Raw genomic sequence first — 26,358 nt, 5'->3', positions numbered from 1 at the left:
ATCCCCTTGTCCTCCCATCCCCCAATCTCCCCATCTTCATTTATTGTTCCCAGAGTTGGACTAAACTAACATTCGGTAGTGAAAAATTTTCTGGCAATGGTACAGTCAAGTTGGATTTGAGTTTTGAGTGCTTCTAAACTGGCAAATTTTTGTTCTGGTCTGAGAAATTTTTCTAATTGTATTTGCAGTTTTTGCTCATATAAATCTCCTGACCAATCTAAAAGGTGTACTTCTACTGTCAGATTAGTACCATTGACGGTGGGGCGATCGCCAATATTCATCACTGCCCAATGGTTTTTCAAGGTTATACCATTTGTCGCGATCGCACTGCTAACCCGGACAGCATAAACTCCTTTTCGGGGTAAAAACTTATCTGGTGGTAATTGCAAGTTGGCTGTGGGAAAACCGATAGTTCTACCAAGCTGCTGTCCTTTAACTACTGTACCGATAAGGGTATAAGCTCTTCCGAGCAGTCGGTTGGCTCTTTCCATGTCTCCAATTTCGAGAATTTGACGAATAAGTGAAGTGCTGATGCGGGTTTCCTCTTCTATAAGAGGTGAATCATCTGGGTGAGTTTCCAAAGGAACAATGGTAACAGGAATACCGTACTTAGCGGCGAGTATCTGTAAATCTATTGCGGTACCGCTACGTTGGGAACCAAAGCAAAAATCTTGTCCGACGCTGATTCTAGAGGCTTGCAATTTTTCCACGATAATTTGCTCTACGAACTGTTCGGGAGTCAAAGCAGTTAATTCTTTGTTGAAGGGGATTAACACAAGTTGTTCGACCCCAAGTAGTTCTAACTGTTGGATTTTCTCATCCAAAGGAGTCAACAATCTTCTGGGTTTTCCCGTAAAAAACTCTTGAGGATGGGGGGAAAATGTAACAACTGATGAGTAAGTATGTTCTGCGTCTGCTGGTTTGTGCAAAATTGGCTGAATTACCTTTTGATGACCGCGATGAACGCCATCAAACTTACCAAGAGCAACAGCAGTAGGAGTTTTAATTAATTCGGTTGAACAAGTAACCCACACAGAACACCCATTTTGAGACAGATTTGGCACGTCGATTTTGGGACGAGAGGTTGATCAATAGCGGGAGTAGGAGTTAGGAGTTAGGAGTTAGGAGTTATGAGTTAGGAGTGAGGAATTAGAATTTCAACCGTTACCCATTACCCATTACCTATTACCCATTACCTATTACCTATTCCCAATGCGCCATAGTTTAACTAAGGCTCTCGAATACCAATTTAATCCAAATCTATTATTAATTTGAGAAAAAAGCTTTATGTCAAAGACCGACTAATAGGAAAAGTTTTTGATAAAGCGACATTCATCGGAACGTTTAGTACCATTCCTTCTTTTGCCATGACTGCACCAGGAAATTCATTGATGGCTTGTTGTCCAATAGCGTCTAAAAACTGATCGTCATGGGCTGGATCGTGATGAAAAATTACTAAAGTTTTAACGTTAGCGGCTTTGGCAACCTTGACGGCTTCTTGCCATGTGGAATGTCCCCAGCCAATTTTAGGCGATTTTGGTGAATAATATTCTTCATCAGTATAAGTTGAATCGTAAATCAAAATATCGGCATTATCAGCAAGCTTTAAAACATTCTCATCCAACTTATCGGGGTAATGTTCGGTGTCTGTAACGTAAGCAGCAGAACCACCTTGCCAATTCACTCGATATCCCACTGCTTCTCCTGGATGGTTTAATGGTGCAGTTTCTATCGCAATATCTTCGATATGAATTGTTTTTCCAGGTTTTACCTCATAAAAATCCAAATTGGACTGCATAATTTGCAAAGGTACAGGAAAGTTGGGGTGCAGCATCTGGTCGTTTAAACGTTGTTCTACAGTAGAACCATCAGGTGCTATTGCGCCATAAATATGAAATTTATTGCCTGCAACAAATCCAGGAGTAAAAAACGGAAATCCTTGTACGTGATCCCAATGAGAGTGAGTGAAGAACAGATAAGCTTCCAAGGGCATTTTAGGCAACAAAGATTGTCCTAAAACGTGAATTCCCGTACCCCCATCGAAAATAAAGCGTTTGTCGCCCACTTGCATCTCGACGCAAGGAGTATTGCCTCCATAACGGACGGTTTGTAGCCCCGGGCAGGGAATACTGCCACGAACACCCCAAAATTTTACGGTAAATTGATTCTCCATCCTAGACATGGGTATTGTTTGTCAAGATTCAGCGGGCGAACAATACAAAAAATGTTACTCCGCTATAGTTTAACTAATGCTGTTTTACCCGTTCTTGTGGAAGGATAAATTATAAATACATATAAATACAGCATATGTTTTTCAAGAGTTTTTTCGCATCGGTCTGCGAGTCTCTTTTATACTTAGATTATAAGTAATTTAACTATACGTCTAAAGATTATCTTTAAAGACGTTTTTACTTTATAACCTATATTTTGCAGTAATGCATTTAACCTCCGAAAAAGCGGCAAATTTCTGAGATTAAATATGTTAATCAAACTTGAATTCCCTACACAGTAAATCATTTAGTCCATTTGGATAAGTAAGATTGTAATGTAAAGGAGTTATACTGATGTAGTTTTCACGGATAACATGGACATCAATCGGTATATTTTCGGATAAATTAAACGAAACGGGTGGTTCTACATCTTCAAGAACTTCTCCGGTTAACCAATAGTAAGTTTTACCCCGTGGATCTACTCGTTTATCAAATACATCTACGTAGCGTCGTACTCCTTGACGGGTGAATTTAACCCCTTTAATTTGGGAGGATTCCACTGCCGGAATATTAACATTGAGTAACATCGCTGAAGGTAAAGGTTTTTGGGCAAGTTGTTCTACAAGTATTTTGGCAAAATTCGCCGCACCCTCAAAGTCCTTGGAAGAGTAACTAGTAAGGCTGAATGCAATGCTGGGAATTCCTTCAATCAAACCTTCCATCGCTGCCGAAACAGTACCAGAATACAGAATTTCCGTTCCCAAATTAGCACCTTGGTTAATCCCAGAAAGAACCAATTCGGGAGGTGAATCTAATAAAGCCCACAGCGCTAATTTTACGCAGTCCGAGGGAGTCCCATCACAAGCCCAAGCCTTGATATTAGGATGAAACACAGATTTGATAACTTCAGCGCGAATCGGAGTATGCAAAGTCAATCCATGTCCCGTAGCCGAACGTTCTCTATCCGGGCAAACTACACTCACATCATGACCAGCTTCTGCCATCGTATTTGCTAAAGCACGTATACCCTCATGGTTAACACCATCATCGTTAGAAATTAATAATTTCATTATTATTTACTATTTACGAAGTTTTAATTGTCATTAGTCAATTTAGCAGTTATGAGTGAAGAGTTAGGAGTTAGGAGTTAGGAGTTAGGAGTGAGGAGTTAGGAGTTATGAGCAAGGGAGTTATGAGTTATGCTTCTAGCTCGCTAGCCAATAGCGAGCTTTCCGGCTCGCACTACGGAATATAAAACCCTATCAAAACTAATGCAATAGACTACTAGGAGATAACTCATATCCAATTCCCGTTTGATGGTTGTTTTTAGCTTATCAATGGCATTATTACTATTGTGAGTTGGTTTGCTAGTCTTGAATGACTCATAACTCATAACTCATAACTCATAACTCATAACTAAATACTAATGACTAGCGATTTACAATCTCAATTAGAAGCATTACGTATTGAAGCTCAAAAGGCGATCGCCGATGCTGATTCTTTGGAAATATTGGAGAAACTCAGGGTTGATTATTTGGGTAAAAAAGGTCAATTGGGAGTTCTGCTGCGCGAAATGGGAAAATTAAGCGCGGAAGAAAGACCCCAAATTGGGGCGATCGCCAATGTTGTTAAGGAAGCTTTACAAAATAATTTAGATCAGCAGCGTGTGGCTTTGGAAACGGCGAAAATCCAAGCGCAAATTGAAGCAGAAACTATTGATGTGACAATGCCGGGTGTTTTTCGTCCTCAAGGTCGGATTCATCCGTTAAATGGTGTAATTGACCGAGCGCTGGATATATTTGTGGGCATGGGTTATACGGTAGCTGCGGGTCCGGAGATGGAAAGCGATTATTATAATTTTGAAGCCCTAAATACTCCCCCAGATCATCCAGCCCGCGATATGCAGGATACTTTTTATCTTCCTGATGGAAATATGTTACGGACTCATACTTCCTCGGTGCAAATTCGCTTCATGGAAGAAAGTGAACCACCGATTCGGATTGTTGCACCGGGACGAGTTTATCGAAGAGATAATGTAGACGCAACTCACGCGGCTGTTTTTCATCAAATTGAACTTTTAGCAGTTGACGAAGGTTTAACTTTTACCGACCTTAAAGGTACTGTTAAGGAGTTTTTAGAAGCGATGTTCGGTGAGGTAGAAGATATTCGCTTCCGTGCTAGTTACTTCCCATTCACCGAACCTTCAGCAGAAGTTGATTTACGCTGGAACGGACGCTGGTTAGAAGTAATGGGTTGCGGAATGGTAGACCCCAATGTGTTGAAAGCTGTAGGTTATGACCCAGAAGTATACACCGGATTCGCCGCTGGTTTTGGTGTGGAGCGTTTTGCAATGGTACTACATCAACTCGATGATATTCGCCGCGTTTATACTAGCGATTTGCGGTTTTTACGGCAATTTTAAATTGGTAATTGGTAATTGGTAATTGGTAATTGGTAATTGGTAATTGGTAATTGGTAATTGGTAATTGGTAATTGGTAATTGGGAATTGGTAATTGGTAATTGGTAATTGGTAATTGGGGAGGTAGGAAGAAAATTAAATTCACGTTATTGTCGGCAGGGAGCGAGACGCTCCCACTACATTTCTCACTCTTACCCATTACTCATTACCCATCCCCCATTACCAATTACCCATTCCCTATTTTTTACAATTATCACAATGTCCGCAACGTAGATTTTCTGCTTCTTTCTCAAATCCAAAAGCGGTTAATAAAAATTGCCAACGACATTTTTTTGTGGTTAGATACTGCTGTATTTGATTGCCTGCTTGTAATTGCTGATGTTTTTCAGTTTTTGAGTTGTTTTTAATAATATAGTGAAATGGGTCAGTCCAGTTTAATTGACCCATGCTATGGAGTAAGGAAAGCGCGATCGCAGCATCGGGAAATTTTCGCACTACTGCATCCACTTCTCCAATCGGTGGTAATTTTTTAATTAATTGTTTGGCTGTAAGCCTTTGTTCACGCAGCTTGTCTTCAAAAAATCTCTGTCTTTGCTTGTCTTCTGGATTCAAGAATCCGGTAGGTTCGCTAATTAATGTTAGCGCTTCTGCTGGTTTTCCATCTCTTCCAGCACGCCCAATTTCCTGTACGTATTCCGATAGTAATAATGGAGCCTGAAAGTGAATCACCCATCGAACATCGGGTTTATTAATTCCCATACCGAAAGCTGAGGTACAAACTACAAACGGAATTTTTCCACTCAACCACTTAGCTTCAACTTCTCGTCTTTCTTCTGCACCCAATCCAGCATGATAACTAGTAGTGCTATAACCAAGTTGTGTCAACCATTGGGCTAAATCTTCGCTATCTCGTCGTGTGCGAACGTAAACTAATCCAGTTGTTTGTTGATTTTTTTGAATAAATTTTAATAATTGTTGCGTTCTTCCTTGGGGAGTCCAAATAATCCGGACGTTTGGGTTAAGATTATCTCTATAAGGATTCAACCTAAATACAGTAGGTTGGTGTAACTGCAAAGTTTCTGAAATTACAGTTTGGGCTAAAGGGTCAGCGGTGGCGGTAAAAGCGGCTAGCGCTATTTTTGTTCCTCTTCTTTTTGACTTGAGTAGCGCTGGTCTTACTGCCCCTAATCTTCGATAAGCTGGTCTAAAGGTATCGCCCCACTGTACTAAACAATGGGCTTCATCTAATATTAAGCCGTTAATTTCAAGTTCTGGGTGAGATAATTTTTCCCAAACCGGGGGACTGAGTAATGTTTCTGGAGACAGGTAAAGCAATCTCAGTTGTTGTCTTTCTAAAGCTTGTAGAGTTTGACGACGTTGGGAAGGAGATAATTGACTGTGTAATAGTGCTGCGGAAAGTTTGCGTTCTTTCAATTCTTGTACTTGGTTTTCCATCAGTGCTACTAAGGGAGAAACCACCAAAGTTAAACCTGTTTGCAACAATGCGGGAAGCTGGAAGCAAATTGATTTACCTCCGCCTGTGGGCATGATAATTATAGTATCTTTTTTTGCGAGTAGACTTTGGACAATCTCGCCTTGGGGTGGACGGAAATCTTCATAACCCCAAATTTGTTGGAATGTAGCGCGAACCTGCTGCCAAGAAGGGATTTGGGGTTGATTCATAATAAGTAGATAGATACACCCTTTTCCTTGCACACTTTTTATGCCGAGTTTTGAATATAACTTTTATTATGAACATGGCGCTTCAGTATTTTTACTATGATATATTGAAGTTTTTGTCGGATGAAGAGTGGTTTAATGGTTGTAGAAATAGTTTTTTAAAAATATTAGCAAATTATAATAAATATAGTTTTTTAAACGCAAAGGTACGCGAAGGCTAGCGCAAAGTGACGCTGAGAAGGAAGGGAGTAAATATATATGTTTGGTATTGCCGAAAACAAGTATGTTAGCGGAGCGTGACCGCAAGGTCATATCAAATTTTATCGATAACCTAAACTTGTGTAGAGACGTTACACTGTAACGTCTCAAAATCTAAATTCATACCCGGATTCTGCAATGCCGATATTTTTTATTTAAAAATTTGATTGAATATAATAGAGGAAATAAAAGAGTAAATAATCATAAAAGTTTAACAAGTAAGCGAAATGACAAATGAAGAACTTCAACAGCTAGTTGAGAGTAATGCTAGAACTGCTCAAGCTATGTTAGATGCAATGACTGAAGCTAGATTTGAGCGTCAAGAATTGCGCTCCGGTATGGTACAGCTTCAAAGTGCAGTAGAACGGTTAGCAAATATACAAGAAGGTGTCACTAACTTATTAGTTTCTTTAGATAATCACCGTCCTACTATTCTGAGAAAACTGAATACGATAGAGAATAAGCTTGATAGGTTACTAGAGCAAGAGCAAGAATAAAGTGTATACTTAGTTTCTTTAAACTTAATCTAGTTATGATAGGCTTTTCGGATGAATATTAAATTACACTATAAAGCCCAGAGTTATAACTCTAGGCTAATAGTGAAAATCTGTTAAATTTTGTTAGGATATCAAGTTTTTTATTATTAGTTGGTTCTTTCGATATATCGAGAGTGTACCCATTCGTTTCCGTTGGAAATTCTATACCAACCGTTGTTACTTTCAGCGAAGATGAAAATTCCTTCTCCAGAAGATAATCTCCGTTTAACGCTGTAACCAGTACCAGGCCCGGAACGTACATTCAGAAAATTACTAACTCTCACAATTGCTTTGGTACCTGCTGGAGAGGAGTCTATGGAACCACCTGTACCAGCTAATCCCATTGCTCTGAGGGTTTGAGATCCAACTACACCGTCTGCTCTTAAACCGCGAGCGCGTTGAAAATTCATTACAGCTCTTTGTGTAATTGAACCGTAGTATCCCGTAGAGTTGACGCTGCTGGACATGAAACCTTGTGATTTAAGGGTATTTTGGATAATTCTGACGTTGTAACCAGTGGAACCTCTTTTCATTACAAGTGCTTGAGCAGAACTTGCTACACCTACAATCGAGCAAACTATAGCAGCAGACAAAATCCAGCGAGAAGATTTCAAAGCAAAACGATTCATTATTCAAGTCTCCCTTCTAAAAACAATTTCATAAAAGCTGTATTACTCAATCAATTAAGACTTGGGTAACAGCGCTATATTCAATTAATAATCGACAAAAGATACAATCGACTTCAGTGTTGATACGGCTTATATAATCTCGTAATAACTGCCTAGAATACACCTTAGATACAAGCCTAATTTATATAATAGTAACTATTATTGCGTATTTTATCTCAGTAAGCAGAATTTAAACGCATTCTGAGGTTAGATTCTTATAAACAAATACACTGATAAATTATGTAATTCTCCCTGTGACGATTAGTGTATTAATATCATGTGCGGATGATTAGTTGTTATTCCCTATTCCCTTTATAGTATTTAACCGGACATGATATAAAGGATTAATCTGAAACGAGATATTTATTATGGAGCAAAACGAGCAAGGAAAACGTCAAAGTGCTGCAAAAGAGTTCCAAGAAACTTTAGAGCATTTGCAACATTTGTTAGAAGAAAATCAAACAGAAGAACAGATTGCACCGGAATTAGCAGTCGATCCCATTCTTGAAGAACAAACTGTTGAGGATTCACCAATATTTGATTTAGCTGATTGGGAAGATGCGGTAGCTGATATTGAACAATATTTTCAAAGTAAAGATAAAGATAAATAAACTTGAATTCAAAATGTATAATTTTTTTGACGCTGTGCTTCGTATAAAATTAAGGCGGCTGTAATCGCTACATTTAAGGATTCTACCCCTGGTTGAAGCGGAATTTTCACGTTTAAATCTGCCATTTCTGCTAACTCAGTCGATAGCCCAGCACCTTCATTACCCAATAAAATTAAACTTGGTTTTTGCCAATCTACCTGCCAATAAGTTAAATTTGCAGTTGGTAAAGTTGCAATTACTTGTATACCAGCGAGTTTAGCTGTGATTACTGTTGCGCTCAAATCCTCAGTTACCTGCATCGGCAATCGAAACCATTGTCCAGCGCTAGCACGCAATACCTTGGGATTATCTAAATCTACACTATTCTGACTTAACCACAAACCCGATGCTCCAGCAGCAGCAGCGGTACGAATGATAGTTCCTAGATTACCGGGATCTTGTACAGCTTCCAGCGCTATTTGCAAGCCGCTAAAGGGTATTTCCCTAATCTGATATCCCCGTTTGGCTGTTGCTACCACACCATCCGGTTGTACGGTGGTAGCTAATGTTTTGATTACATCCTCGCTAACAACAACAGCGCGATCGCACTTGTCCACAATTTGCTGCCAAAGTTGTTCATGGGTTGCTTGCCACTGCAAAGTGCAGCAGACAATATCCAAGGGATAATCAAGGGTGCAAGCTTCTTGCAATAAATGCGTCCCTTCTAACAAAAATAACTGCTGCTTATGCCTTTCTTTGGTAGAGTGGAGCTTGCGAATTTGTTTTACCAGAGGATTTTGTAAACTACTCAGCACATTCAATTTTGGATTTTAGATTTTAGATTTTAGATTATAAATATTTTCCCCTGCTCCCTACTCCCTTTTCCCTGCTCCCTACTCCCTTTTCCCTCTTGCCTTATTTTCCCCTGCTCCCTCTTCCCTCTTGCCTGCTCCCTACTCCCTTTTCCCTCTTGCCTTTCTAAAATGCGGAACCCGGGACTTGAACCCGGAAGCCTTGTGAGGCACTAGAACCTGAATCTAGCGCGTCTACCAATTCCGCCAGTCCCGCAAAGAAAGTTGACAGTTTTTCATTTTTACTTAATTATTTAGTTTTGTCAAGTTAATAATTCTGGGAAGAAAATATTGGGAAAAAGAAAATAGCTCGATTGCTCTGGAGATAACCGCATCGTCGGTAGTCCCCGATTCCTGAGTATATGTATCACCGATATGTAGACAAATGGAATCTTTACTGTAGAATCAAAACCAACTTGCTTTCTTTATAAAATTCATTAACTTCTTCTGTATGGAGGATAGGATTATTAATACTTCTAACGGTTTCCCAAAGACAAATTCATCTCCTTTAGCAGACTCCTCAGTCTTGAAAGTGTTGGGTGGACGGAATTTAGAAGGTCATGTAACGATTAGCGGAGCTAAAAATTCTGCTTTAGTGCTGATGGCTGGGGCTTTGCTATGTTCGGGAGATTGTCGCATCCGTAACGTTCCTTTATTAGCAGACGTATCGCGGATGGGTGAAGTTTTGTCGGCTTTGGGTATGCGTCTGCAACGTCATGGCAATATTATAGACATAAACGCCAGTGAAATTACTACCTCCAAAGCTCCTTACGAGTTAGTTACTCAGTTGAGAGCAAGTTTCTTTGCGATCGGTCCGCTTTTAGCAAGGTTGGGAGAAGCGCAAATGCCTTTACCCGGCGGTTGTGCTATTGGAGCAAGACCTGTAGACCTTCACGTCCGGGGTTTGCAAGCAATGGGAGCCGAAGTTCAAATCGAACATGGTATTTGTAATGCTCGCGTTAGCGATGGCAGTCGCAGACTTAAAGGTGCCAAAATTTACTTAGACCTTCCCAGCGTTGGAGCGACCGAAACATTAATGATGGCTGCGACTTTAGCAGACGGTGAAACGATTATTGAAAACGCCGCACGAGAACCAGAAGTGGAGGATTTGGCAAACTTTTGTATCTCGATGGGTGCCAAAATTGAAGGAGCCGGAACCAGTAAAATTGTGATTCAAGGGGTTACTCAATTACATTCTACCGATTACAACGTAATTCCCGACCGTATCGAAGCTGGTACATTTTTAATTGCAGCAGCAATCACTCGTTCGGAATTAATTTTATCACCTGTAATGCCAGAGCATTTAATGCCGATAATTGCCAAATTGCAGGAAATTGGAGTACCTATAATTGAAGAAGCACGAGATTGTTTACGTATTAAACCGGCGGAAATTTTAAAGGCAACAGACATTGATACTATGCCTCATCCAGGTTTTCCCACGGATATGCAAGCGCAGTTTATGTCCTTGCTAGCCATTGCCAACGGCGATAGTATCATTAATGAAACCGTATTTGAAAACCGTTTGCGTCATGCTTCCGAATTAAATCGCTTGGGAGCAGATATTCGTGTCAAAGGTAATTCTGCCTTTGTGAGAGGAGTATCGGAACTGTCTGGCGCACCTGTGGAAGGTACTGACTTACGAGCCGCTGCTGCTATGGTGGTAGCTGGTTTGGCCGCAAGCGGTGAAACTACAATTAAGGGATTGAATTACCTTGACCGTGGTTACGATAGACTCGATTTAAAATTGCAGAAAATAGGCGCAAAAATCGAGCGTATAGAAAAGGTTGAAGCAGATGTAGAAAATTCCATTCAAGATACTAATGGAGCTGCTTCTATTTCTGGATAATTGCTTGTTCATCGGGATGAAGCAATTGTAGGTTGGGTTGAACGGAGTGAAACCCAACATCCGCGTTGGGCTGCGCTTCGCTTAGCCCAACCTACGAAGAGGTTTCTTAACCCTGGTTAGTTACTCAATCTTGTAATTGGGATAACTAGTAACGAACAAGTAGGGACGGTGGCTCGTCTACCTTACTAGTCGTTATACTATTTGTCAGGGACTTGTTGTATGACTAGCCCCAAAACATAGTTTCGTTTTAGTAGAGCTTGCAACTTCCCATGTCCTCATTCGCAAAATCCCAATTAATCGGTCTGAAAGCAGACTATTTTCGTCATCCTCTGGATAAAGAAGCTACCGAAGCGCTTAAGCAGATTCCTGGTATTGATATGATGGTACGGAATTTTTTAGGTCCGGTGGCAGAACAAGTTTTTTATGTAGAAAATATTGCTTCTAGCGTTTTGGTCAGTGATAAACAACTACCCGATCTACACAAACTTTTGTTAGAAGCCTGTAAAATACTTGATATTGAACCTCCCCAACTCTACATTAAGCAACATCCGGCTCCCAATGCTTATACTTTTGCGATGCGCGGTAAGCAACCTTTTGTGGTGCTGCACACTTCCTTAATTGATATGCTCACACCCCAAGAAACTCAAGCAGTAATTGCTCATGAGTTAGGACATCTTAAGTGTGACCATAGTGTTTATCTCACACCAGTCAATATATTGATTTTGGCTGCAACAACCGTACCTACCGTTGGTGCAGTTTTGGCACAAGCCATTCAAGCCCAACTTTTGGAATGGGTTCGTTGTGCAGAATTTACTTGCGATCGCGCTGCATTGTTAGCAACTCAAGATCCCAAAGTCGTCATGTCGGTGTTGATGAAATTAGCCGGTGGTTCTCCCACCATTGCACCACAACTCAATCTTGATGCTTTTATCGAGCAAGCCCGCGCTTACGACGATATCAGTAAGAACGAACTCGGAGAAATGGTCAAAGTTGCCAGAACCGCACAACTCACCCATCCCGTACCAGTACTGCGTGCTAGAGAAATTGATCGGTGGGCAAGCAGTAAAGATTATGAAAAGTTGTTGCATTCAGCAAAAATAGGGTATAATGATGAAGTTGCACCCAAGGGCTGGTGGCGAAATTGGTAGACGCAGCAGACTCAAAATCTGCCACCGAAAGGTGTGAGAGTTCGAGTCTCTCCCGGCCCATTGCAATTATTTGATAGTTTAAAATAGAGCATTATATTGTAGTTAAAGCTTTTCTAGTATCAATAGAAAAGCTTTTTTGGTATTTGAGTGTATTAAGGTTAATTCATACAGCATATTTCATCTTTATGAGGCAGATTCGGACGGGCAGGGATACCCATCCCACAACAGCCTGTATCTTGCGCCAAAATTAATGTGGCGGAGTACTAACCATAAGCTTTATATTCAAATCGGATTGCGATGCCGAAGGGCAAGGCTAAGCCGCACAGTAAGGTGAACGCCTATGGCAGTTTGCTCGACTGCATTTGATTATTTTAAAAGTTATACATTGATTTCCGGAAAATATTCAAGAGACGATGTATTCATCTTAGTACTACCTTTGTGGTTTATTACTAGGAGTGAGAATGGGAAATTTTGAATGTTTATTCTATTTATACTTAAAATAATCTGAGTACTGACATTTAAACCAATAATTTATTCGGTTAACAACAATACTAAATGAATTGGTAATTTTTAGATTATCTTTTTGATCTGTCTGAGGATTTTTAGTCTGATTATCATAGTCAAAGTCCATAATATATATTAAAGATATAATCATAAACCGGGAGCATTATTAAGCAGTAATAATACGTAGGATTAATGACAATTTTTTACTACTAAAATTTCTAATTATGGTTATTGCTAAAATTTTGTAAATTATCACCAAAATAGGTATTAAATAAAATTTTTTTGTCATTTCAAATTTATATAATGATTTAAAATTGTTAAATCATTAGTAAATCTAATCAGAAGAATTAGCTGAGATTAATATCTTTAAGTTATGTTATAATTTAGAAAATAAACACAAAAATTTAGTATAGATAGAGCAAAAAAAAGGAAATTAAATCATGCGACTCAAAAGATGGGAGTCTCCCCGCAAACAAGGGAGAAATGATAAGGGTAAAGGTGGTGCTGCGAGAAAGCGACAACTCAAAAAACAGCAGCAAATGCTACGAAAAAGGCTAAAAGAAAAGAGTAAAGAAGAGAATAAACAAGAGAATACCAAGAATAATAGACAGGGGGAAGAAAAATCAATCTTCCCCCATTTTTTTGCAGATTTTTATGCGATTAACAATAAATAGGATAGGTCTGATACAAGTATTTAAAAACTAAGTAGTTTAGTTACTTGAGCAATATATTTTCATAAATACTTAAAATATTTGTAATATTTTTTATCAGTATTTATTTTACAAGTAATAATCTTCTTTTACAGGCTTTTCTCGATTTATCATGGTTTTTATGAAATTTTTGACTAGTATTTATAAGTAGAATTTGTAGTAATTGTAATGCTACTATAAACTTAACTTCTGATTTTTGTAAAGTTAATATAAAGTTTACTCAAAACAACTGAAAGTGCTGTTTTTTACTAGTAAACTAATATACTGTAAGGTAAGATAATTAAGTAACTACCAGGGAAGCTAAAATTAACGCTAAAAGCCACTGCATCCACCTGTGTCAAGTAACGACCATTCCCTGAGTTTTAAGCAAGTAAAAAAAGGCTAAAACAAAACTTTTTATAGAGCGGTGGTTTGGTCGAATACTCTTAGCTATTAAAGTTGTTACACAAGGAGTGACCTATGGTGAAGGCATCTGTTCTGCCGACTCGGGAAGTGCTAGATTTTCCGATTACTGCTTTGCGTTTAGATGAGCAAATAAAAACTATTCTTGAGTGGGCAAGTGAACGTGAAAGTAAGACAGTGTGTGTAGCTAATGTACATATGCTGATGGAAGCTCACTGGAACCCGGAGTTTGCCAGAGTATTAAAAGATGCTGATATGGTAACTCCGGATGGGATGCCTTTAGTTTGGATGATGAAAAAGTTAGGAGCGACTTATCAAGATAGAGTTGCAGGGTTGGATATTTTAGCTTCTATATGCAAATCAGCACCAAAACAGAATATTAGTGTCTATTTTGTAGGTTCTCAATCGCAAATTCTTTCCGGAATGAGAAGCAAGTTAGAGAAAGAATATCCTGACTTAAAAATTGCCGAAATGGAACCGCTACCATTTCGTCCGCTTACAGAAACTGAAGACGAAGCTTTGATTAAAAAGATTAATGAGAGTGGTGCCGGGATAGTGTTTGTATCTTTAGGCTGTCCAAAACAGGAAAAGTGGATGACTGAACATAAAGATAAAATTCAAGCAGTGATGATTGGTTTGGGTGGAGCATTTCCAGTTTATGCAGGGCTTCATAAAAGGGCTCCTCGTATAATCAGAGAGTCTGGATTTGAATGGTTGTATAGATGGGTGCAAGAACCTCGTCGTCTTGGAAGTAGATATACAAAGACAATTCCACCATTTATGTGGTTGGCAATGAAGCAGTTAATCAGTAGTAATTATTCAGTTTCTAATTCTGCTAGTGACTTGGATTAAGGGATGCTTAATTGTATTGTCAAGTACTTGTTTATTGAAGCTTAATTAAGTTGAATAGCAAAGGAACTTGGCAATTTCATTTATGGTTTAGTTATGTTTAGTTTTTATTGATTGGTTATCGGATGTTTCATTTTTCTGGTAGATTTGTTGATTAAATAAATCTAAGTAAATATCCGGATAGTTAATATTTGAATAGAAAGTAATTTTAACTATTTGAAATAATTAGTTGTGAAAGAGAAAAAGAGTATTCTAAATCTATAAGTAAATTTTTGATAGTTTTGGTGCGGCCTTTATCTTATGACTTATATTTATGAAAAATGTCTCATCTAAGGTAAATAACGAACAGTATTTCAGCACCGACCATCTTAAAGCAGACCTGAAAGGTCGTTCTGTTCGCGGTGGTGCAGTTACAATGGCTGCTCAGATAACTAAATTCGTATTACAGATGGGTTCCACCGTTGTCTTAGCACGCTTGCTCGTACCAGAAGATTACGGTTTAATAGGCATGGTTACTGTTGTGATTGGATTTGCTGAACTGTTTAAAGACTTAGGTCTCTCAACAGCAACAATCCAAAAAGCTGAAATTAATCATAAGCAAGTTAGCACCTTATTTTGGATTAACTTTGCAATCAGTTGTGTTACTGGGTTGGTAGTTGCAGGATTAGCACCTGTTATCGCATGGTTTTATAAAGAGCCACGCTTAACTTGGATTACTCTTGCTTTAGCAAGTAGCTTTATTTTGGGTGGTTTAACTGTCCAGCACCAAGCCCTACTAAAAAGGCAGATGAGCTTTACTAGCCTTGCGAAGATTGAGATTACTTCAATGTTGGCTGGGGTAGTGACTGCGATGATATCTGCCTGGTATGGTTTAGGTTACTGGGCATTAGTATTCATGCAGATAGCAACTGCGATTGCCAATGCAATCGGAGTTTGGGTTGCTTGTAGTTGGAGACCTGGAGTACCACTAAGACGTTCTGGCATTCGTTCAATGTTAGCTTTCGGTGGAAACATGACTGGTTTTAACATTGTTAATTACTTCTCTCGAAACTTAGACAATATACTAATTGGTCAGTACTGGGGTCCGCAGCAGTTGGGTCTTTACGCTCAGGCTTACAAATTACTACTGCTACCAATTAATCAAATTAATGCTCCGATTTCAACTGTTGCTCTTCCAGCACTAAGTAGTTTACAGTCGGAACCTGAAAAATACCGTAGGTATTACTATAAAGCAATTTTATTAATTACCACTATTGGCATGCCAATTGTTGCGTTTATGTTTGCTTCTGCCGATAAAGTAATACTTTTAACTTTAGGAAAGCAATGGTTAGAAGCAGTTCCAATCTTTCGGTCTTTGATGCCAGCTGCTTTTATTGGTACGTTTAATGTTGCTGATGGATGGGTCTATCAGTCTCTGGGTCGAACAGACCGTCAGTTCCTATGGGGAATAGTTTCATCCATAATAAATGTAATTGTTTTTATAATTAGTATCCGTTGGGGTGCTATTGGTGTGGCGAGAGGCTATAGCTTATATCTAATTCTTCAATTTTTACCTAGATTTTTTTACTGCTACAGAGGAACACAACTACGGAATATTGATTTGATAAGCACTTTATTGAGACCAGTATTGGCTTCCTTAGGTGCGGCAGCAGTAATAATTATTATAACCAATCAGCTAATATCAATTAACACAAATTTAATAATTGGCTTGTTTATAGATTGGCTATTATATTGTTTGGCTTACTTCGGAATATGGATTGTTCTCCCTAATGGCAAAACAACCTTATTAGAAATGTTTCAATTTACCAAAGTTTTTAAAAGAAAGACGAGAGAAAATTAATTATTATTTACCAGTAAAGTTATCATGAAAATTGCCTTCTTTATCAGTAAATTTCCTAGTTTATCTGAAACCTTTATCTTAAATCAGATAACAGGTCTCATTGATCGAGGACATGAGGTTGATATTTACGCTGAACGACCAACTGATACTTCAAAAATGCACCCAGAAGTGACAATGTATCATCTTCTTGACCGCACTTACTACATTGAAAGACCTGAAAATCGTTTCTGGCGAATCTTAACTATATTCATATTCCTATTCACAAAGTTTATTACAAATCCTATAATTTTGTTGAAATCACTAAATTTTTTGAAATATGGGAGTGTAGCTTCTAACTTAACTTTGTTCTATGCAGCTGGTTATTTATTAGGCAAGGAACGAAAATACGACATCATTCATTGTCATTTTGGACCAAATGGATTAAAAGCTGCTTTTTTACGAGATATTGGTGTTATTCAAGGTAAGTTAAGTACTACATTTCATGGTTACGATATAACAATTTTTCTGAAAAAGTATGGAGACAAAGCATACGATTTTCTATTTCAATTTGATGATATTTTCTTGCCAATTAGCGAACGTTGGAAACGTCGATTAATTGAAATTGGTTGTAATTGTGAAATAATTGTACATCATATGGGAATTGACTGCAAAAAATTTACCTTTGCTTTACGGAAACCGAAGGCTAATGGTCGAGTGGAAATAGTAACAATTGCCAGATTGGTTGAAAAAAAAGGCATAGAATATGGAATTCGTGCAGTTGCCAAATTAGTAAAAGATAAACCGCATCTTAAGTACAGTATTATAGGTGACGGCCCACTCAGAGAACAGTTACAGAAATTGATTGAAGAATTCGGTATTAATGAAAATGTTAGACTGCTTGGCTGGAAACAGCAGGAAGAAATAATAGAAATTCTGACTAATGCAGATATTTTCATGGCTCCTAGTATTACTACCCCAGATGGCGATCAAGAAGGTATTCCGGTTGTGTTAATGGAAACAATGGCTATGGGCTTGCCAGTTGTCAGCACTCAGCATAGTGGAATTCCTGAATTAGTCAAAGATGGTGTTTCTGGTTTTTTAGTTCCTGAGAGAGATGTAGATGCTTTAGCTCAAAAGTTGAGTTATTTGATTGAACATCCAGAACTATGGACTGAAATCGGTAAATTAGGTCACGCATTTGTAGAAGAATATTACAACATTAATAAATTAAATGACCAATTAGTTAAAATTTATCAGAACCTACTTCATCCAGATACCGACAGCAAAACTGCTTTGACAGCATTGGTTAAAACCTGTTAGTGCAAACAAACATAACTTAGGAAACAAACAATAATGTCTGCTAATTTTGTCTCTGTAATCATACCAGTCTACAATGATTCCGAACGCCTTAAGCTTTGCTTACAAGCTTTAGAAAATCAGACTTACTCAAAAGACTTGTATGAAGTAATTGTCGTTGATAATGCTTCTACCGAAGATATCAAAAGTGTAGTCAATCAGTTCAGTCAAGCAAAGTATACTTATGAAAACAAACCTGGTTCCTATGTCGCACGTAATAAAGGAATTACGATTTCAAAAGGAGATATTATTGCTTTTACTGATGCAGACTGTATTCCGTCTTTGGATTGGATAGAAAAAGGTACAACCAAATTATTAAAAACATCAAATTGTGGACTAGTAGGAGGAAAAATAGAAGTAATATTTAAAAATCAAACTCAGCCTACTATCATAGAATTATACGATAGTATTACAGCTTTTCCACAACAATATTTTATTGAAAAAGACAAATTCGGCGCGACAGCAAATGTATTTACCTTTAAAAGTGTTATTGATTCTATTGGTGGTTTCAACAATGGGCTTAAGTCAAATGGAGATAGGGAGTGGGGTAATAGAGTTTCATTTCAGTACAAGTTAATTTATGCAGAAGACACATGTGTATGTCATCCTGCAAGATATACTTATACTCAAATGCAAAAAAAATATGCACGTTTAGTTGGCGGTCAGTATGATTTACAAAAAAAACAAAATATATATTCTTTTTCCTTATTTGCCAAATATTTGATTTGGGATTTTATGGATTCTATAGAACAGAGTTTACGAGCATTATTTGGTAAAAATATTTTTAAATCATCAGAATTACGAGCTACTGATACTTTGCAGAAGATAGAATTAACTAAGTTAATTTTATTTATTAGATATGTAATGATCACTGAAAGAATACGACTACATTTCGGAGGCGAATCTGATAGAGGTTAAATACAAAGTACTTGTTGTTGTACTAAAAGCCCTTAATAGATGATTTGTTCGAGATATAAATTATGGTGTATCCAAAACTATTTATTAAAAATAAGTAAGGCTATTAAGTATGAAGCATAAACTTTTATGTAGTATTATTATCAATAATTATAATTACGAACGCTTTTTACCAGAAGCAATTGACAGTGCTATAAATCAAACTTACCCTCACACTGAAGTTATAGTTGTTGATGACTGTTCCACCGACAATTCCCGCGATGTTATTGCCTCTTATGGGGATAAGATCATTCCTATTTACCATCAAGAAAATGGTAAACAAGCCGCAGCTTTTAACAGCGGATTTGCGATTAGTAAAGGTGACATAATCATCTTTTTAGATGCTGATGACTATCTTTATTCAAATGCAGTAGAACGTGTTGTTTCAGTTTGGAAACCAAATCTTGCTAAGGTACATTACCGTTTGGCAGTAGTAGATAGCAATAGGCAATCTTTAGGATTTTCTTATCCCCAGGGTGGGAAAAAATTATCCTGCGGTGAAGTCTGGAAAATTACACTTGAATATAGTCGTTATGTTGGTGTAGCTACTAGCGGTAATGCTATTAACCGCAAAGCGCTATCCGAAGTTTTTCCCGTTCCTGACGAGTACAAATTGACTGCTGACGATTATCTTTCAATGCTGATTCCTTTTTATGGAGAAGTTGTAGCAATTGAAGAACCGTTAGCAGCTTATCGGATTCATACGAGTAATCAATGGGCTTTAGCTACGTTAACTGGGGAGCGTTTTCACAGATTTGTGCGGCACGATGTGCAAAATTACGAACTTTTAACGCGAAAGGCAAATGAATTCGGCTATGAACTACCAAATGATTTGGAACAGCGTTCTATAGGACGTTTGTGGTCGCGGATGTCTTCTTTGCGTTTAGATCCTCAAAATCACCCCATTCCTTCAGATAAAGCTCTCTCCTTAATTTACATGGGTATCCGTTCGCTGTGGAAATATTCCGACCACAACTTGCTCAAAAAAATAATTTTCAGTCTGTGGTTTATATGGGTGGGGTTGTTACCTTTACCACTTGCAAAAATGGGAATTACTTGGTTATTTGTTCCGCATCAGCGTCCCAAATTAATCAACTTTACGAAAAAGTGTAACACAAAGTTACCAAAACAGGAGTTGGCATGACTAATCCGTTACGTATACTTTTTGTCAGTCACGCTTATGTGGTCGGAGTTAATCAAGGCAAGCTTGATGCGATCGCAAAAACTGGTCAAGCTGAAGTTGGTTTATTAGCTCCGAGCAACTGGAAAGCACTAGAGTGGAATCGCGAACTTCCATTAGAGACACCTTACGATAATATTAAATACTATAGCGCTCCCGTATCGTATCCTGGGAAAGGGGGCGCTTATATGTTTGCACCTGGAAAAATCCAAGAGGTAATCAAAGATTTTCAGCCAGATGTACTACACGTAGAATTAGAAGTTTTTTCGCTATGTGCGCTTGAGTTTGCAATTTGCAGTCGGTTAACTGGTAAACCTTTAGTTCTGTTTGGTTGGGAAAACCAGGAACGTCGTTTACCTTTACCACGTCACTGGGTTCGCAAGTACGTTTTAGATACGGCAAAGTTGATTGTTGCTGGTAATCAAGACGGTGCGAATTTGTTACCTGGGTGGGGTTATACCGGAACAATAGAAGTTATGCCTCAGTTGGGAGTAGATACCCAGTTGTTTAGTGCTGATTTGCGATCGCAACAGCAGGAAGGCGATGAATTAAAAATCGGCTTCTTGGGAAGATTGGCACATCAAAAGGGTATCGACCTAATATTTGCTGCTGCACGTCAATTACAAGAACAGGGTTTAAAGTTCCGGATTATACTTTGCGGTTCTGGTAATGATGAAGAAGCTTTGAGAAAAGAAGCGGAAAAACAACAAATTGCCCAACTTGTAACTTGGCAAGGTGCAGTTCCTCACAGTAAAGCCGCTGAAGAAATTAGTAAATTTGATGTGTTAGTTTTACCATCACGAACTACTCCAACTTGGAAAGAGCAATTTGGTCATGTATTGATTGAAGCAATGGCAATGGGTGTTCCTGTTATTGGATCGAGTTCTGGTGAAATTCCCAACGTAATTGGACGACCTGACTTAGTATTTACCGAAGAGAATGCTGGGGAACTAGCGGATATTTTAGCAAAAATGATTTGCGAACCAGAATGGCGCAAAGAAGCTGGACGCTATGGGATGGAAAGAGTTTATCAGTATTACACCCATGAAAAGATTGCCGAACGATTAATTAAATTGTGGCAAAAGTTACTTGAACCACAAGGTGGGATTTATACAATAGGAGAGGAAAAGCTTAGATAGATTAGTGCTTTTTAAATAAACCAGATGATATTTTATTTCAAGGATTAGAGATTAGTAATGCGTGTAGCAATTGTACGAATGATGCCTGAATTTAGCATGGATGTTTATACTAATGGCATCATTTCAGGACTTCGATCGGTACGCCCAAACTGGGAGATAGTGGATCTAAAACCACAACCAATTGATAGAAAAAGTAGTTCTTTATCTCTGAGAATTAAAAAATACTACGAACGTTTTTGGCGTTTTCCGCAACAAGTAGCGCAGCAAACAGCCGATATTTTTCATATTATAGATCCCAGCGAAGCACATATTACTTATTGGTTAAAGAATCAAAATAAAAATGTTATCGTCACTTGCCACGACCTGATTAATTTTTACTACAAGGATAATCTAAAAAATTCGGTAGAATTACCTTTTATCAGCCGTGCTATGTGGTTGTATGCTATCAAAGGGATGAAAAAAGCTGATAGCGTTATTGCTGTTTCTTCTATGACAGCTAAAGACACTACCAAAATATTAGATATTCAACCAGAATATATTTCTGTAATTCCTAATGCTGTTGATAATATTTTTCAAATATTCCCGAACGAAAAAATTGAATCTTTCCGAAATAAACAAGGTATTTCTTCAGAAACTTTATGTCTATTAAATGTAGGTTCCAATCATCCCCGAAAAAATATTACTAACATTTTGAAAGCAATAAATATTCTCAAGGAAAATAAATTATCTTTTCATTTTTGGAAAGTAGGTACAGATTTTACAGAGGAACAAAAAGTTTATATTCAGGCTCAAGGATTAGAAAGTTATATCAGTTATTTAGGCAAGCCAGATAAAGAAGGTTTGCGAGAAATTTATAATGCTGCCGATATATTGGTAGCGCCTTCTTTACATGAAGGATTTGGGATTACACTTTTAGAAGCAATGGCTTGCGGTATTCCAGTTATCAGTTCAAAGGTATCAGCAATGCCAGAAGTGGTAGGAGATGCGGGAATTTTGGTTGAACCCACGGACACTCAAGCAATAGCAGATGCAGTATTTCATCTTTACAATAATCCAGATTACTATCAGGAATTAGTCAAAAAAGGATTAGTAAGAGCCAAATGGTTTACTTGGGAAGAAACAGCAGAAAAAATAGCTCAAATTTATGAAAAATTAATATTCAACAAACAATTAACAGTAAATAATTCATGAAAATTAGCCGCAACAAGATAGTAGTATAAAAATTTACTTTATTAAGAGGTGCTATTGATATGAAAATTTTGATATCTGCCTACTCATGCGAACCAGGTAAGGGTTCCGAGCGGGGTGTGGGTTGGAATGTTGCTCGCGAGGTTGCCAATCATCATGAAGTCTGGGTTTTAACTCGCTTTGAAGAAAGTGGAGAAGTGATTGAAGCTGAATTAGCGCAAAATCCAGTACCTAATATGCACTTTGTATATTTTAATATACCTGTATTAAGTGACCTCTGGCGTTGGGGGTCGAGCGGTGCAATGCAAATCCATTATTATCTGTGGCAGATTCAAGCATACTTTGTTGCCCGTCGTCTACACCGGGAAATTGGCTTTGATGCTATGCATCATGTGACATTTGTGAAATATTCAAATCCTAGCTTTTTGTCGCTCCTAGATGTTCCGTTTGTTTGGGGACCTGTTGGTGGAGGGGAAACAGCACCCAAAGCTTTTTGGAAAGATTTTAGTTTACGTGCCAAAGCTTATGAAATTGCAAGGAACTTAACTCGCTCTTTAGGGGAACTTGATCCATTCGTACACCTGACTGCAAAAAAAAGTGCTGTCGTTAGTGCCACTACCGAGGATACAGCTAAACGAATTTACAAAATGGGAGTGAATGATGTGCAAATTATGCCTGCAATCGGACTAACGCACGCGGAAATAGCTCATCTTGGTAAATACGAAATGCCTGATCCTTCACCACTTAGATTTATTAGTATCGGCAGATTACTGCACTGGAAAGGCTTTCATCTAGGGATCAAAGCTTTTGCTTTGGCAAACTTACCGAGTGCCGAATACTGGATTTTAGGAAGTGGTCCGGAACGCGATCGTTTGCAAATGCTGGCTCAAGAATTAGGAATTGCTCAACAAGTAAAATTCTGGGGTGAGCTACCTCGTGATGAGACTTTAGCAAAGTTAGGGAAATGCCACGTACTGGTTCATCCGAGCTTACACGATTCTGGTGGATTGGTATGTATGGAAGCAATGGCAGCAGGTCGTCCGGTGATTTGTTTAGATTTGGGAGGACCTGCTTTACTATTAACTGAAGAAAGTGGTTTTAAGGTACGTGCAATTAATCCAGAACAAGCAGTTAATGACTTATCTCAGGCAATGGTGACTTTTGCTAATAATTCAGAATTACGACTGCGGATGGGGAAAGCCGGACAAAAGTTAACCAGAGAAGCTTTTACTTGGGAATATAGAGGTGAACGTTTGGCTCTCGTTTATAAAGATATTGCCATTCGCAAAGAGAAAAACATAGTAAATGTCTTGAAATAATAATTGCTTTTGTAAATTCTAATTTTATAGCTCATAAGCTCTTATGCATATTCTAATTGCTGCTTTACACAGACCGACCAAACCTACCGGAGTTTGTAGACACGCGGTCAATCTTGCACAATGTCTTGCAGATAACGCTCAAGTTGATAAAATAACTTTGGTAATAGGAACATGGCAAAAAGATTATTTTAAAACATCTTTTAATATCGCTTCAAAAAAAATTGAATTAGTTACCATCGATATCAAAAATAGCTCAATCTCTCGAAATGTTTGGTATATAACTGGACTACCAAAGCTTGCCAAACAACTCAAATCAAATATTGTTCATCTTTCTTTTCCTTTACCATTCATTCGCCCACTTTTTCCTTGTCCAGTTGTCGCTACAATTCATGACTTATATCCTTATGAATTTCCCCAAAACTTTGGTTATCCAAATGTTTTGTTTAATCAATTATTTTTGCAGCAATGTATTCAAAATAGTGATGGACTTTCCTGCGTTTCTCAAGAAACATTAAAATCTCTAAAAAAATATTTTTCTTATGTTGATCGGCGGAAAAAAACCAGTGTAGTTTATAACTATGTAGACTTTAGCAAACTAGAAGCTAAAGTTCCTCAAGATATAAATACTAATCTTGATTCTTCTTTCTTACTTGCTGTAGCTCAACATCGTAAAAATAAAAATCTAGATATTTTAATCCAAGCTTATTCTCTCTTGTTAAAAAATAATCAACTCAAAAATTCAACCAAACTGATTTTAGTTGGTAGTTCTGGACTTGAAACGGAAAACCTTGGTAATTTAATCCGCACACTTTCTTTAGAAGAACAGATACAGATGCTGTCATCAATAGATGACGAAGAACTCTGCTGGCTGTATGATAACTGTGAGCTTTTGGTAGTTCCTTCTTCCACTGAAGGCTTTTGTTTACCACTGGCTGAAGCACTTTATCTAGGTTGTAAAGTGGTATGTTCTGATATTCCTATATTTAGAGAAATTGGTAATTTTAACTGTACTTATTTTGATTTACAAGGTAACTCTATAGAAAATTTGGCACAAGCTATTAATGATTGCCTAACTCATAATTGTCCTCCTAATTTTGAGAATATTTGTGTGGATGTTCGTTTTTCAAAAGAAAAAGTAGCACATCAATATCTCAAATTATATTCTGTGTTATAAGTGGAAAAATCAGTAAAAAAAAGAATACTATAATATTTTACTTTTTTTACAAAAAGATAAATAATTGCTTAATTGTCAAAATGACTTTGGTCGCAAGAATATGTACTCAATATCTTCCGGAAAGCGACAGATACTTAAAGACAGAAAAACACTACATCTGACAACTGTAACATTAATATTAATTACATTTGTCACTACTTTTTTTCCTAGAATAATTGCAGCCGCTGGTGCCCCTTCAGCTATCAATTTTTTACATTTTTTGATAGCTCCATTTGCTCTTTTTGTTGCGATACGCAAGACACGCACTAAGGATAGAACACAAATTGCAATTTCATGGGAATTAATTACTGCCTGTGTGCTTCTGCTTGGAGTTATGGTAGCCAGTGCATTCTTAAATAAGGCTGGTGAGATTAATATATTTTTGAATTACATGATACTTGTCGAACCTTTCCTAGTATTATTAACAATAATTTGTATACCTCTATCGAAAGAAAATTATCAAAAAATCAGGGCTTGGCTACTAGTTTCTTGCGTAATTAATTTATTTACTGCTTTTATTCAAAAACCTTTAATAGATACTGGCATGATTCCTCGATTACCCTACACTCCTGAAGATGCAGTTCAAGGTGTTTTTTATTTATCAGGTGCAGGTAATTATGTATCTTGTTCTATTTCATTAGCCGTTGCTTTATACTATTTTTTCAATGCGAAAACAGCTCCTATATGGCAGCGAATATTTTGGATATTAGCGGCGTTTTATCAAGTGCTGATTTCTGACTCAAAGCAAATTCTTCTGACTTTTTTTGTAGCCTGGTTACTTTTATTGTTCACTAAATTTAATAATTTGAGCAAGACGCTTACATACGCCATCAGCTTTATTCTCGTTTTGGTGGTGTTTATTTGGGCGGTACAAAACTTAGATTTACCAGGTTTAGATGCTATTAAATACTGGGCGGGAAGAACTCATCTTTATGGCCCTAATGGTCAGGCTGTTAATAGTAAATTGGCAGGAATTCGCATTGTTATCTCCCATTTCCAGTCTCCTTTAAACTGGTTTTTAGGTATTGGACCAGGACATACTATTGGACGATTAGGGGGATGGGTAATGCGAGATTATCAAAGTATGCTGGTTGCTTTAGGAGCTACAATTCATCCAGCCAGCATCGAAACTTGGAATGCACTCCAAAATGATTGGCTTGTTCAGGAATCTTCTTTGTTTATTCCCATGTTTAGCTGGGCTGGTATTTGGGGAGATTTAGGATTTTTAGGTTTGGGAGTTTATTTATATCTTAGTTATATCGTATGGACTCGTATTGCTAAGGATGACTTTTCTCGATTTAATCTGATGACGCTGTTTGTCTATGGCTGGATTATCACCCAAATGGAAGAACCGGCTCAAACGATGGTGATAGCTATTATGATTGGTCTGCAATGGCACGAGCGGCGAATTGCTAAACATGAGCGTTTGCTTAGTATGCAATCAGCTTTAGACGTAGATAACTAGTTTAAATAACAACAAATATAACAAGCACATTTTATTCATTACTTTTAGCATTT

23 protein-coding genes and 2 tRNA genes are annotated in these 26,358 nt (G+C 37.8%); 17 read left to right on the top strand and 8 right to left on the bottom strand.

Going from position 1 to position 26,358, the window contains the following annotated elements:
- Positions 1-65: 65 nt before the first annotated feature.
- The 3 genes from IQ247_RS10710 to surE form a co-directional block, all read right to left on the bottom strand.
- Positions 66-1,034 (bottom strand): bifunctional riboflavin kinase/FAD synthetase, encoded by a 969-nt coding sequence (locus tag IQ247_RS10710; protein ID WP_322745485.1) that lies wholly within the window; start codon positions 1,032-1,034, stop codon positions 66-68.
- A gap of 251 nt (positions 1,035-1,285) precedes the next feature.
- A complete protein-coding gene (locus IQ247_RS10705) occupies positions 1,286-2,182 on the bottom strand; it encodes an MBL fold metallo-hydrolase (protein WP_193919725.1) in 897 nt (298 codons plus the stop codon).
- 300 nt (positions 2,183-2,482) lie between these two features.
- Positions 2,483-3,280, bottom strand: a complete 798-nt coding sequence (gene surE, locus IQ247_RS10700; protein ID WP_193919723.1) for a 5'/3'-nucleotidase SurE — start codon at positions 3,278-3,280, stop codon at positions 2,483-2,485.
- 356 nt (positions 3,281-3,636) lie between these two features.
- Here surE and pheS point away from each other — a divergent pair, with 356 nt between their 5' ends.
- Entirely contained in the window at positions 3,637-4,632 is a 996-nt protein-coding gene (pheS, locus tag IQ247_RS10695) for a phenylalanine--tRNA ligase subunit alpha (RefSeq protein ID WP_193919721.1), read from the top strand.
- Here pheS and IQ247_RS10690 read toward each other — a convergent pair.
- Positions 4,629-4,829, bottom strand: coding sequence for a hypothetical protein (locus tag IQ247_RS10690; protein WP_193919719.1), 201 nt, complete (start codon positions 4,827-4,829; stop codon positions 4,629-4,631). The two genes, pheS and IQ247_RS10690, sit on opposite strands and share 4 nt — an antisense overlap.
- 38 nt (positions 4,830-4,867) lie before the next feature.
- Complete coding sequence (locus tag IQ247_RS10685; RefSeq protein WP_193919717.1) at positions 4,868-6,313, bottom strand: RecQ family ATP-dependent DNA helicase; 1,446 nt, start codon at positions 6,311-6,313, stop codon at positions 4,868-4,870.
- A 482-nt stretch (positions 6,314-6,795) separates the two neighbouring features.
- Between IQ247_RS10685 and IQ247_RS10680 the strand changes: the two genes are divergently transcribed.
- Positions 6,796-7,065 (top strand): hypothetical protein, encoded by a 270-nt coding sequence (locus IQ247_RS10680; RefSeq protein WP_193919715.1) that lies wholly within the window; start codon positions 6,796-6,798, stop codon positions 7,063-7,065.
- A 146-nt stretch (positions 7,066-7,211) separates the two neighbouring features.
- Here the strand turns inward: IQ247_RS10680 and IQ247_RS10675 are convergent, their stop codons facing one another.
- Complete coding sequence (locus IQ247_RS10675) at positions 7,212-7,733, bottom strand: peptidoglycan-binding protein (protein WP_193919713.1); 522 nt, start codon at positions 7,731-7,733, stop codon at positions 7,212-7,214.
- Positions 7,734-8,140: 407 nt separating this feature from the next.
- Between IQ247_RS10675 and IQ247_RS10670 the strand changes: the two genes are divergently transcribed.
- The gene (locus IQ247_RS10670; RefSeq protein ID WP_193919703.1) at positions 8,141-8,383 is read left to right on the top strand and encodes a hypothetical protein; all 243 of its coding nucleotides are present in this window, start codon (positions 8,141-8,143) and stop codon (positions 8,381-8,383) included.
- A gap of 8 nt (positions 8,384-8,391) precedes the next feature.
- Here IQ247_RS10670 and IQ247_RS10665 read toward each other — a convergent pair whose 3' ends face one another.
- Positions 8,392-9,177 (bottom strand): TrmH family RNA methyltransferase, encoded by a 786-nt coding sequence (locus tag IQ247_RS10665; RefSeq protein ID WP_193919701.1) that lies wholly within the window; start codon positions 9,175-9,177, stop codon positions 8,392-8,394.
- A 169-nt stretch (positions 9,178-9,346) separates the two neighbouring features.
- A tRNA-Leu gene (locus IQ247_RS10660) sits at positions 9,347-9,430 on the bottom strand.
- A gap of 234 nt (positions 9,431-9,664) precedes the next feature.
- On the opposite strand from IQ247_RS10660, the gene murA reads away from it, so the two are divergent.
- The 14 genes from murA (at position 9,665) to IQ247_RS10590 (ending at position 26,305) form a co-directional block, all read left to right on the top strand.
- Positions 9,665-11,059 carry a UDP-N-acetylglucosamine 1-carboxyvinyltransferase gene (gene murA / locus IQ247_RS10655; protein ID WP_193919699.1) on the top strand — a complete coding sequence of 465 codons (1,395 nt, stop codon included), beginning with the start codon at positions 9,665-9,667 and terminating at the stop codon, positions 11,057-11,059.
- Positions 11,060-11,328: 269 nt separating this feature from the next.
- The gene (locus IQ247_RS10650; RefSeq protein WP_193919697.1) at positions 11,329-12,207 is read left to right on the top strand and encodes a M48 family metallopeptidase; all 879 of its coding nucleotides are present in this window, start codon (positions 11,329-11,331) and stop codon (positions 12,205-12,207) included.
- Positions 12,186-12,267, top strand: a tRNA-Leu gene (locus IQ247_RS10645). Before IQ247_RS10650 ends, IQ247_RS10645 begins: the two co-directional genes overlap by 22 nt.
- Before the next feature lie 884 nt (positions 12,268-13,151).
- Entirely contained in the window at positions 13,152-13,385 is a 234-nt protein-coding gene (locus IQ247_RS10640) for a hypothetical protein (RefSeq protein ID WP_193919695.1), read from the top strand.
- Between the two features lie 495 nt (positions 13,386-13,880).
- Entirely contained in the window at positions 13,881-14,675 is a 795-nt protein-coding gene (locus IQ247_RS10635) for a WecB/TagA/CpsF family glycosyltransferase (RefSeq protein ID WP_193919693.1), read from the top strand.
- Positions 14,676-14,985: 310 nt separating this feature from the next.
- Complete coding sequence (locus tag IQ247_RS10630; RefSeq protein ID WP_193919691.1) at positions 14,986-16,512, top strand: lipopolysaccharide biosynthesis protein; 1,527 nt, start codon at positions 14,986-14,988, stop codon at positions 16,510-16,512.
- Positions 16,513-16,536: 24 nt separating this feature from the next.
- Entirely contained in the window at positions 16,537-17,811 is a 1,275-nt protein-coding gene (locus IQ247_RS10625; protein ID WP_193919689.1) for a glycosyltransferase, read from the top strand.
- A 33-nt stretch (positions 17,812-17,844) separates the two neighbouring features.
- Complete coding sequence (locus IQ247_RS10620; protein WP_193919687.1) at positions 17,845-18,765, top strand: glycosyltransferase family 2 protein; 921 nt, start codon at positions 17,845-17,847, stop codon at positions 18,763-18,765.
- A gap of 109 nt (positions 18,766-18,874) precedes the next feature.
- Positions 18,875-19,945 carry a glycosyltransferase gene (locus IQ247_RS10615; RefSeq protein ID WP_193919685.1) on the top strand — a complete coding sequence of 357 codons (1,071 nt, stop codon included), beginning with the start codon at positions 18,875-18,877 and terminating at the stop codon, positions 19,943-19,945.
- Positions 19,942-21,120 carry a glycosyltransferase gene (locus IQ247_RS10610; RefSeq protein WP_193919683.1) on the top strand — a complete coding sequence of 393 codons (1,179 nt, stop codon included), beginning with the start codon at positions 19,942-19,944 and terminating at the stop codon, positions 21,118-21,120. Before IQ247_RS10615 ends, IQ247_RS10610 begins: the two co-directional genes overlap by 4 nt.
- Positions 21,121-21,177: 57 nt before the next feature.
- The gene (locus IQ247_RS10605) at positions 21,178-22,311 is read left to right on the top strand and encodes a glycosyltransferase family 4 protein (RefSeq protein ID WP_193919681.1); all 1,134 of its coding nucleotides are present in this window, start codon (positions 21,178-21,180) and stop codon (positions 22,309-22,311) included.
- 59 nt (positions 22,312-22,370) lie between these two features.
- Positions 22,371-23,627 (top strand): glycosyltransferase family 4 protein, encoded by a 1,257-nt coding sequence (locus tag IQ247_RS10600; RefSeq protein WP_193919679.1) that lies wholly within the window; start codon positions 22,371-22,373, stop codon positions 23,625-23,627.
- Positions 23,628-23,670: 43 nt separating this feature from the next.
- Entirely contained in the window at positions 23,671-24,801 is a 1,131-nt protein-coding gene (locus IQ247_RS10595; protein ID WP_193919677.1) for a glycosyltransferase family 4 protein, read from the top strand.
- A gap of 100 nt (positions 24,802-24,901) precedes the next feature.
- Positions 24,902-26,305, top strand: a complete 1,404-nt coding sequence (locus IQ247_RS10590; protein WP_228059638.1) for a hypothetical protein — start codon at positions 24,902-24,904, stop codon at positions 26,303-26,305.
- The last annotated feature ends 53 nt before the right edge of the window (positions 26,306-26,358 follow it).

It is taken from the genome of Plectonema cf. radiosum LEGE 06105 (assembly GCF_015207665.1).
Taxonomy (GTDB): domain Bacteria; phylum Cyanobacteriota; class Cyanobacteriia; order Cyanobacteriales; family Nostocaceae; genus Rivularia; species Rivularia radiosa_A.
Note: the sequence above shows the minus strand (reverse complement) of the source record. Positions and strands in the feature narration are given on the sequence as shown.

Excerpts from the sequence above, each read along its gene's own strand:
- IQ247_RS10625 (WP_193919689.1), top strand. The coding sequence starts at position 16,537 with ATGAAAATTGCCTTCTTTATCAGTAAATTTCCTAGTTTATCTGAAACC.
- IQ247_RS10640 (WP_193919695.1), top strand. The coding sequence starts at position 13,152 with ATGCGACTCAAAAGATGGGAGTCTCCCCGCAAACAAGGGAGAAATGAT.
- IQ247_RS10620 (WP_193919687.1), top strand. The coding sequence starts at position 17,845 with ATGTCTGCTAATTTTGTCTCTGTAATCATACCAGTCTACAATGATTCC.
- IQ247_RS10680 (WP_193919715.1), top strand. The coding sequence starts at position 6,796 with ATGACAAATGAAGAACTTCAACAGCTAGTTGAGAGTAATGCTAGAACT.
- IQ247_RS10670 (WP_193919703.1), top strand. The coding sequence starts at position 8,141 with ATGGAGCAAAACGAGCAAGGAAAACGTCAAAGTGCTGCAAAAGAGTTC.
- IQ247_RS10650 (WP_193919697.1), top strand. The coding sequence starts at position 11,329 with ATGTCCTCATTCGCAAAATCCCAATTAATCGGTCTGAAAGCAGACTAT.
- IQ247_RS10635 (WP_193919693.1), top strand. The coding sequence starts at position 13,881 with ATGGTGAAGGCATCTGTTCTGCCGACTCGGGAAGTGCTAGATTTTCCG.
- IQ247_RS10675 (WP_193919713.1), bottom strand. The coding sequence starts at position 7,733 with ATGAATCGTTTTGCTTTGAAATCTTCTCGCTGGATTTTGTCTGCTGCT.
- IQ247_RS10600 (WP_193919679.1), top strand. The coding sequence starts at position 22,371 with ATGAAAATTTTGATATCTGCCTACTCATGCGAACCAGGTAAGGGTTCC.
- IQ247_RS10705 (WP_193919725.1), bottom strand. The coding sequence starts at position 2,182 with ATGTCTAGGATGGAGAATCAATTTACCGTAAAATTTTGGGGTGTTCGT.
- IQ247_RS10615 (WP_193919685.1), top strand. The coding sequence starts at position 18,875 with ATGAAGCATAAACTTTTATGTAGTATTATTATCAATAATTATAATTAC.
- IQ247_RS10685 (WP_193919717.1), bottom strand. The coding sequence starts at position 6,313 with ATGAATCAACCCCAAATCCCTTCTTGGCAGCAGGTTCGCGCTACATTC.
- IQ247_RS10605 (WP_193919681.1), top strand. The coding sequence starts at position 21,178 with ATGCGTGTAGCAATTGTACGAATGATGCCTGAATTTAGCATGGATGTT.
- pheS (WP_193919721.1), top strand. The coding sequence starts at position 3,637 with ATGACTAGCGATTTACAATCTCAATTAGAAGCATTACGTATTGAAGCT.
- IQ247_RS10590 (WP_228059638.1), top strand. The coding sequence starts at position 24,902 with ATGTACTCAATATCTTCCGGAAAGCGACAGATACTTAAAGACAGAAAA.
- IQ247_RS10690 (WP_193919719.1), bottom strand. The coding sequence starts at position 4,829 with ATGGGTAAGAGTGAGAAATGTAGTGGGAGCGTCTCGCTCCCTGCCGAC.
- IQ247_RS10630 (WP_193919691.1), top strand. The coding sequence starts at position 14,986 with ATGAAAAATGTCTCATCTAAGGTAAATAACGAACAGTATTTCAGCACC.
- murA (WP_193919699.1), top strand. The coding sequence starts at position 9,665 with ATGGAGGATAGGATTATTAATACTTCTAACGGTTTCCCAAAGACAAAT.
- IQ247_RS10610 (WP_193919683.1), top strand. The coding sequence starts at position 19,942 with ATGACTAATCCGTTACGTATACTTTTTGTCAGTCACGCTTATGTGGTC.
- IQ247_RS10595 (WP_193919677.1), top strand. The coding sequence starts at position 23,671 with ATGCATATTCTAATTGCTGCTTTACACAGACCGACCAAACCTACCGGA.
- surE (WP_193919723.1), bottom strand. The coding sequence starts at position 3,280 with ATGAAATTATTAATTTCTAACGATGATGGTGTTAACCATGAGGGTATA.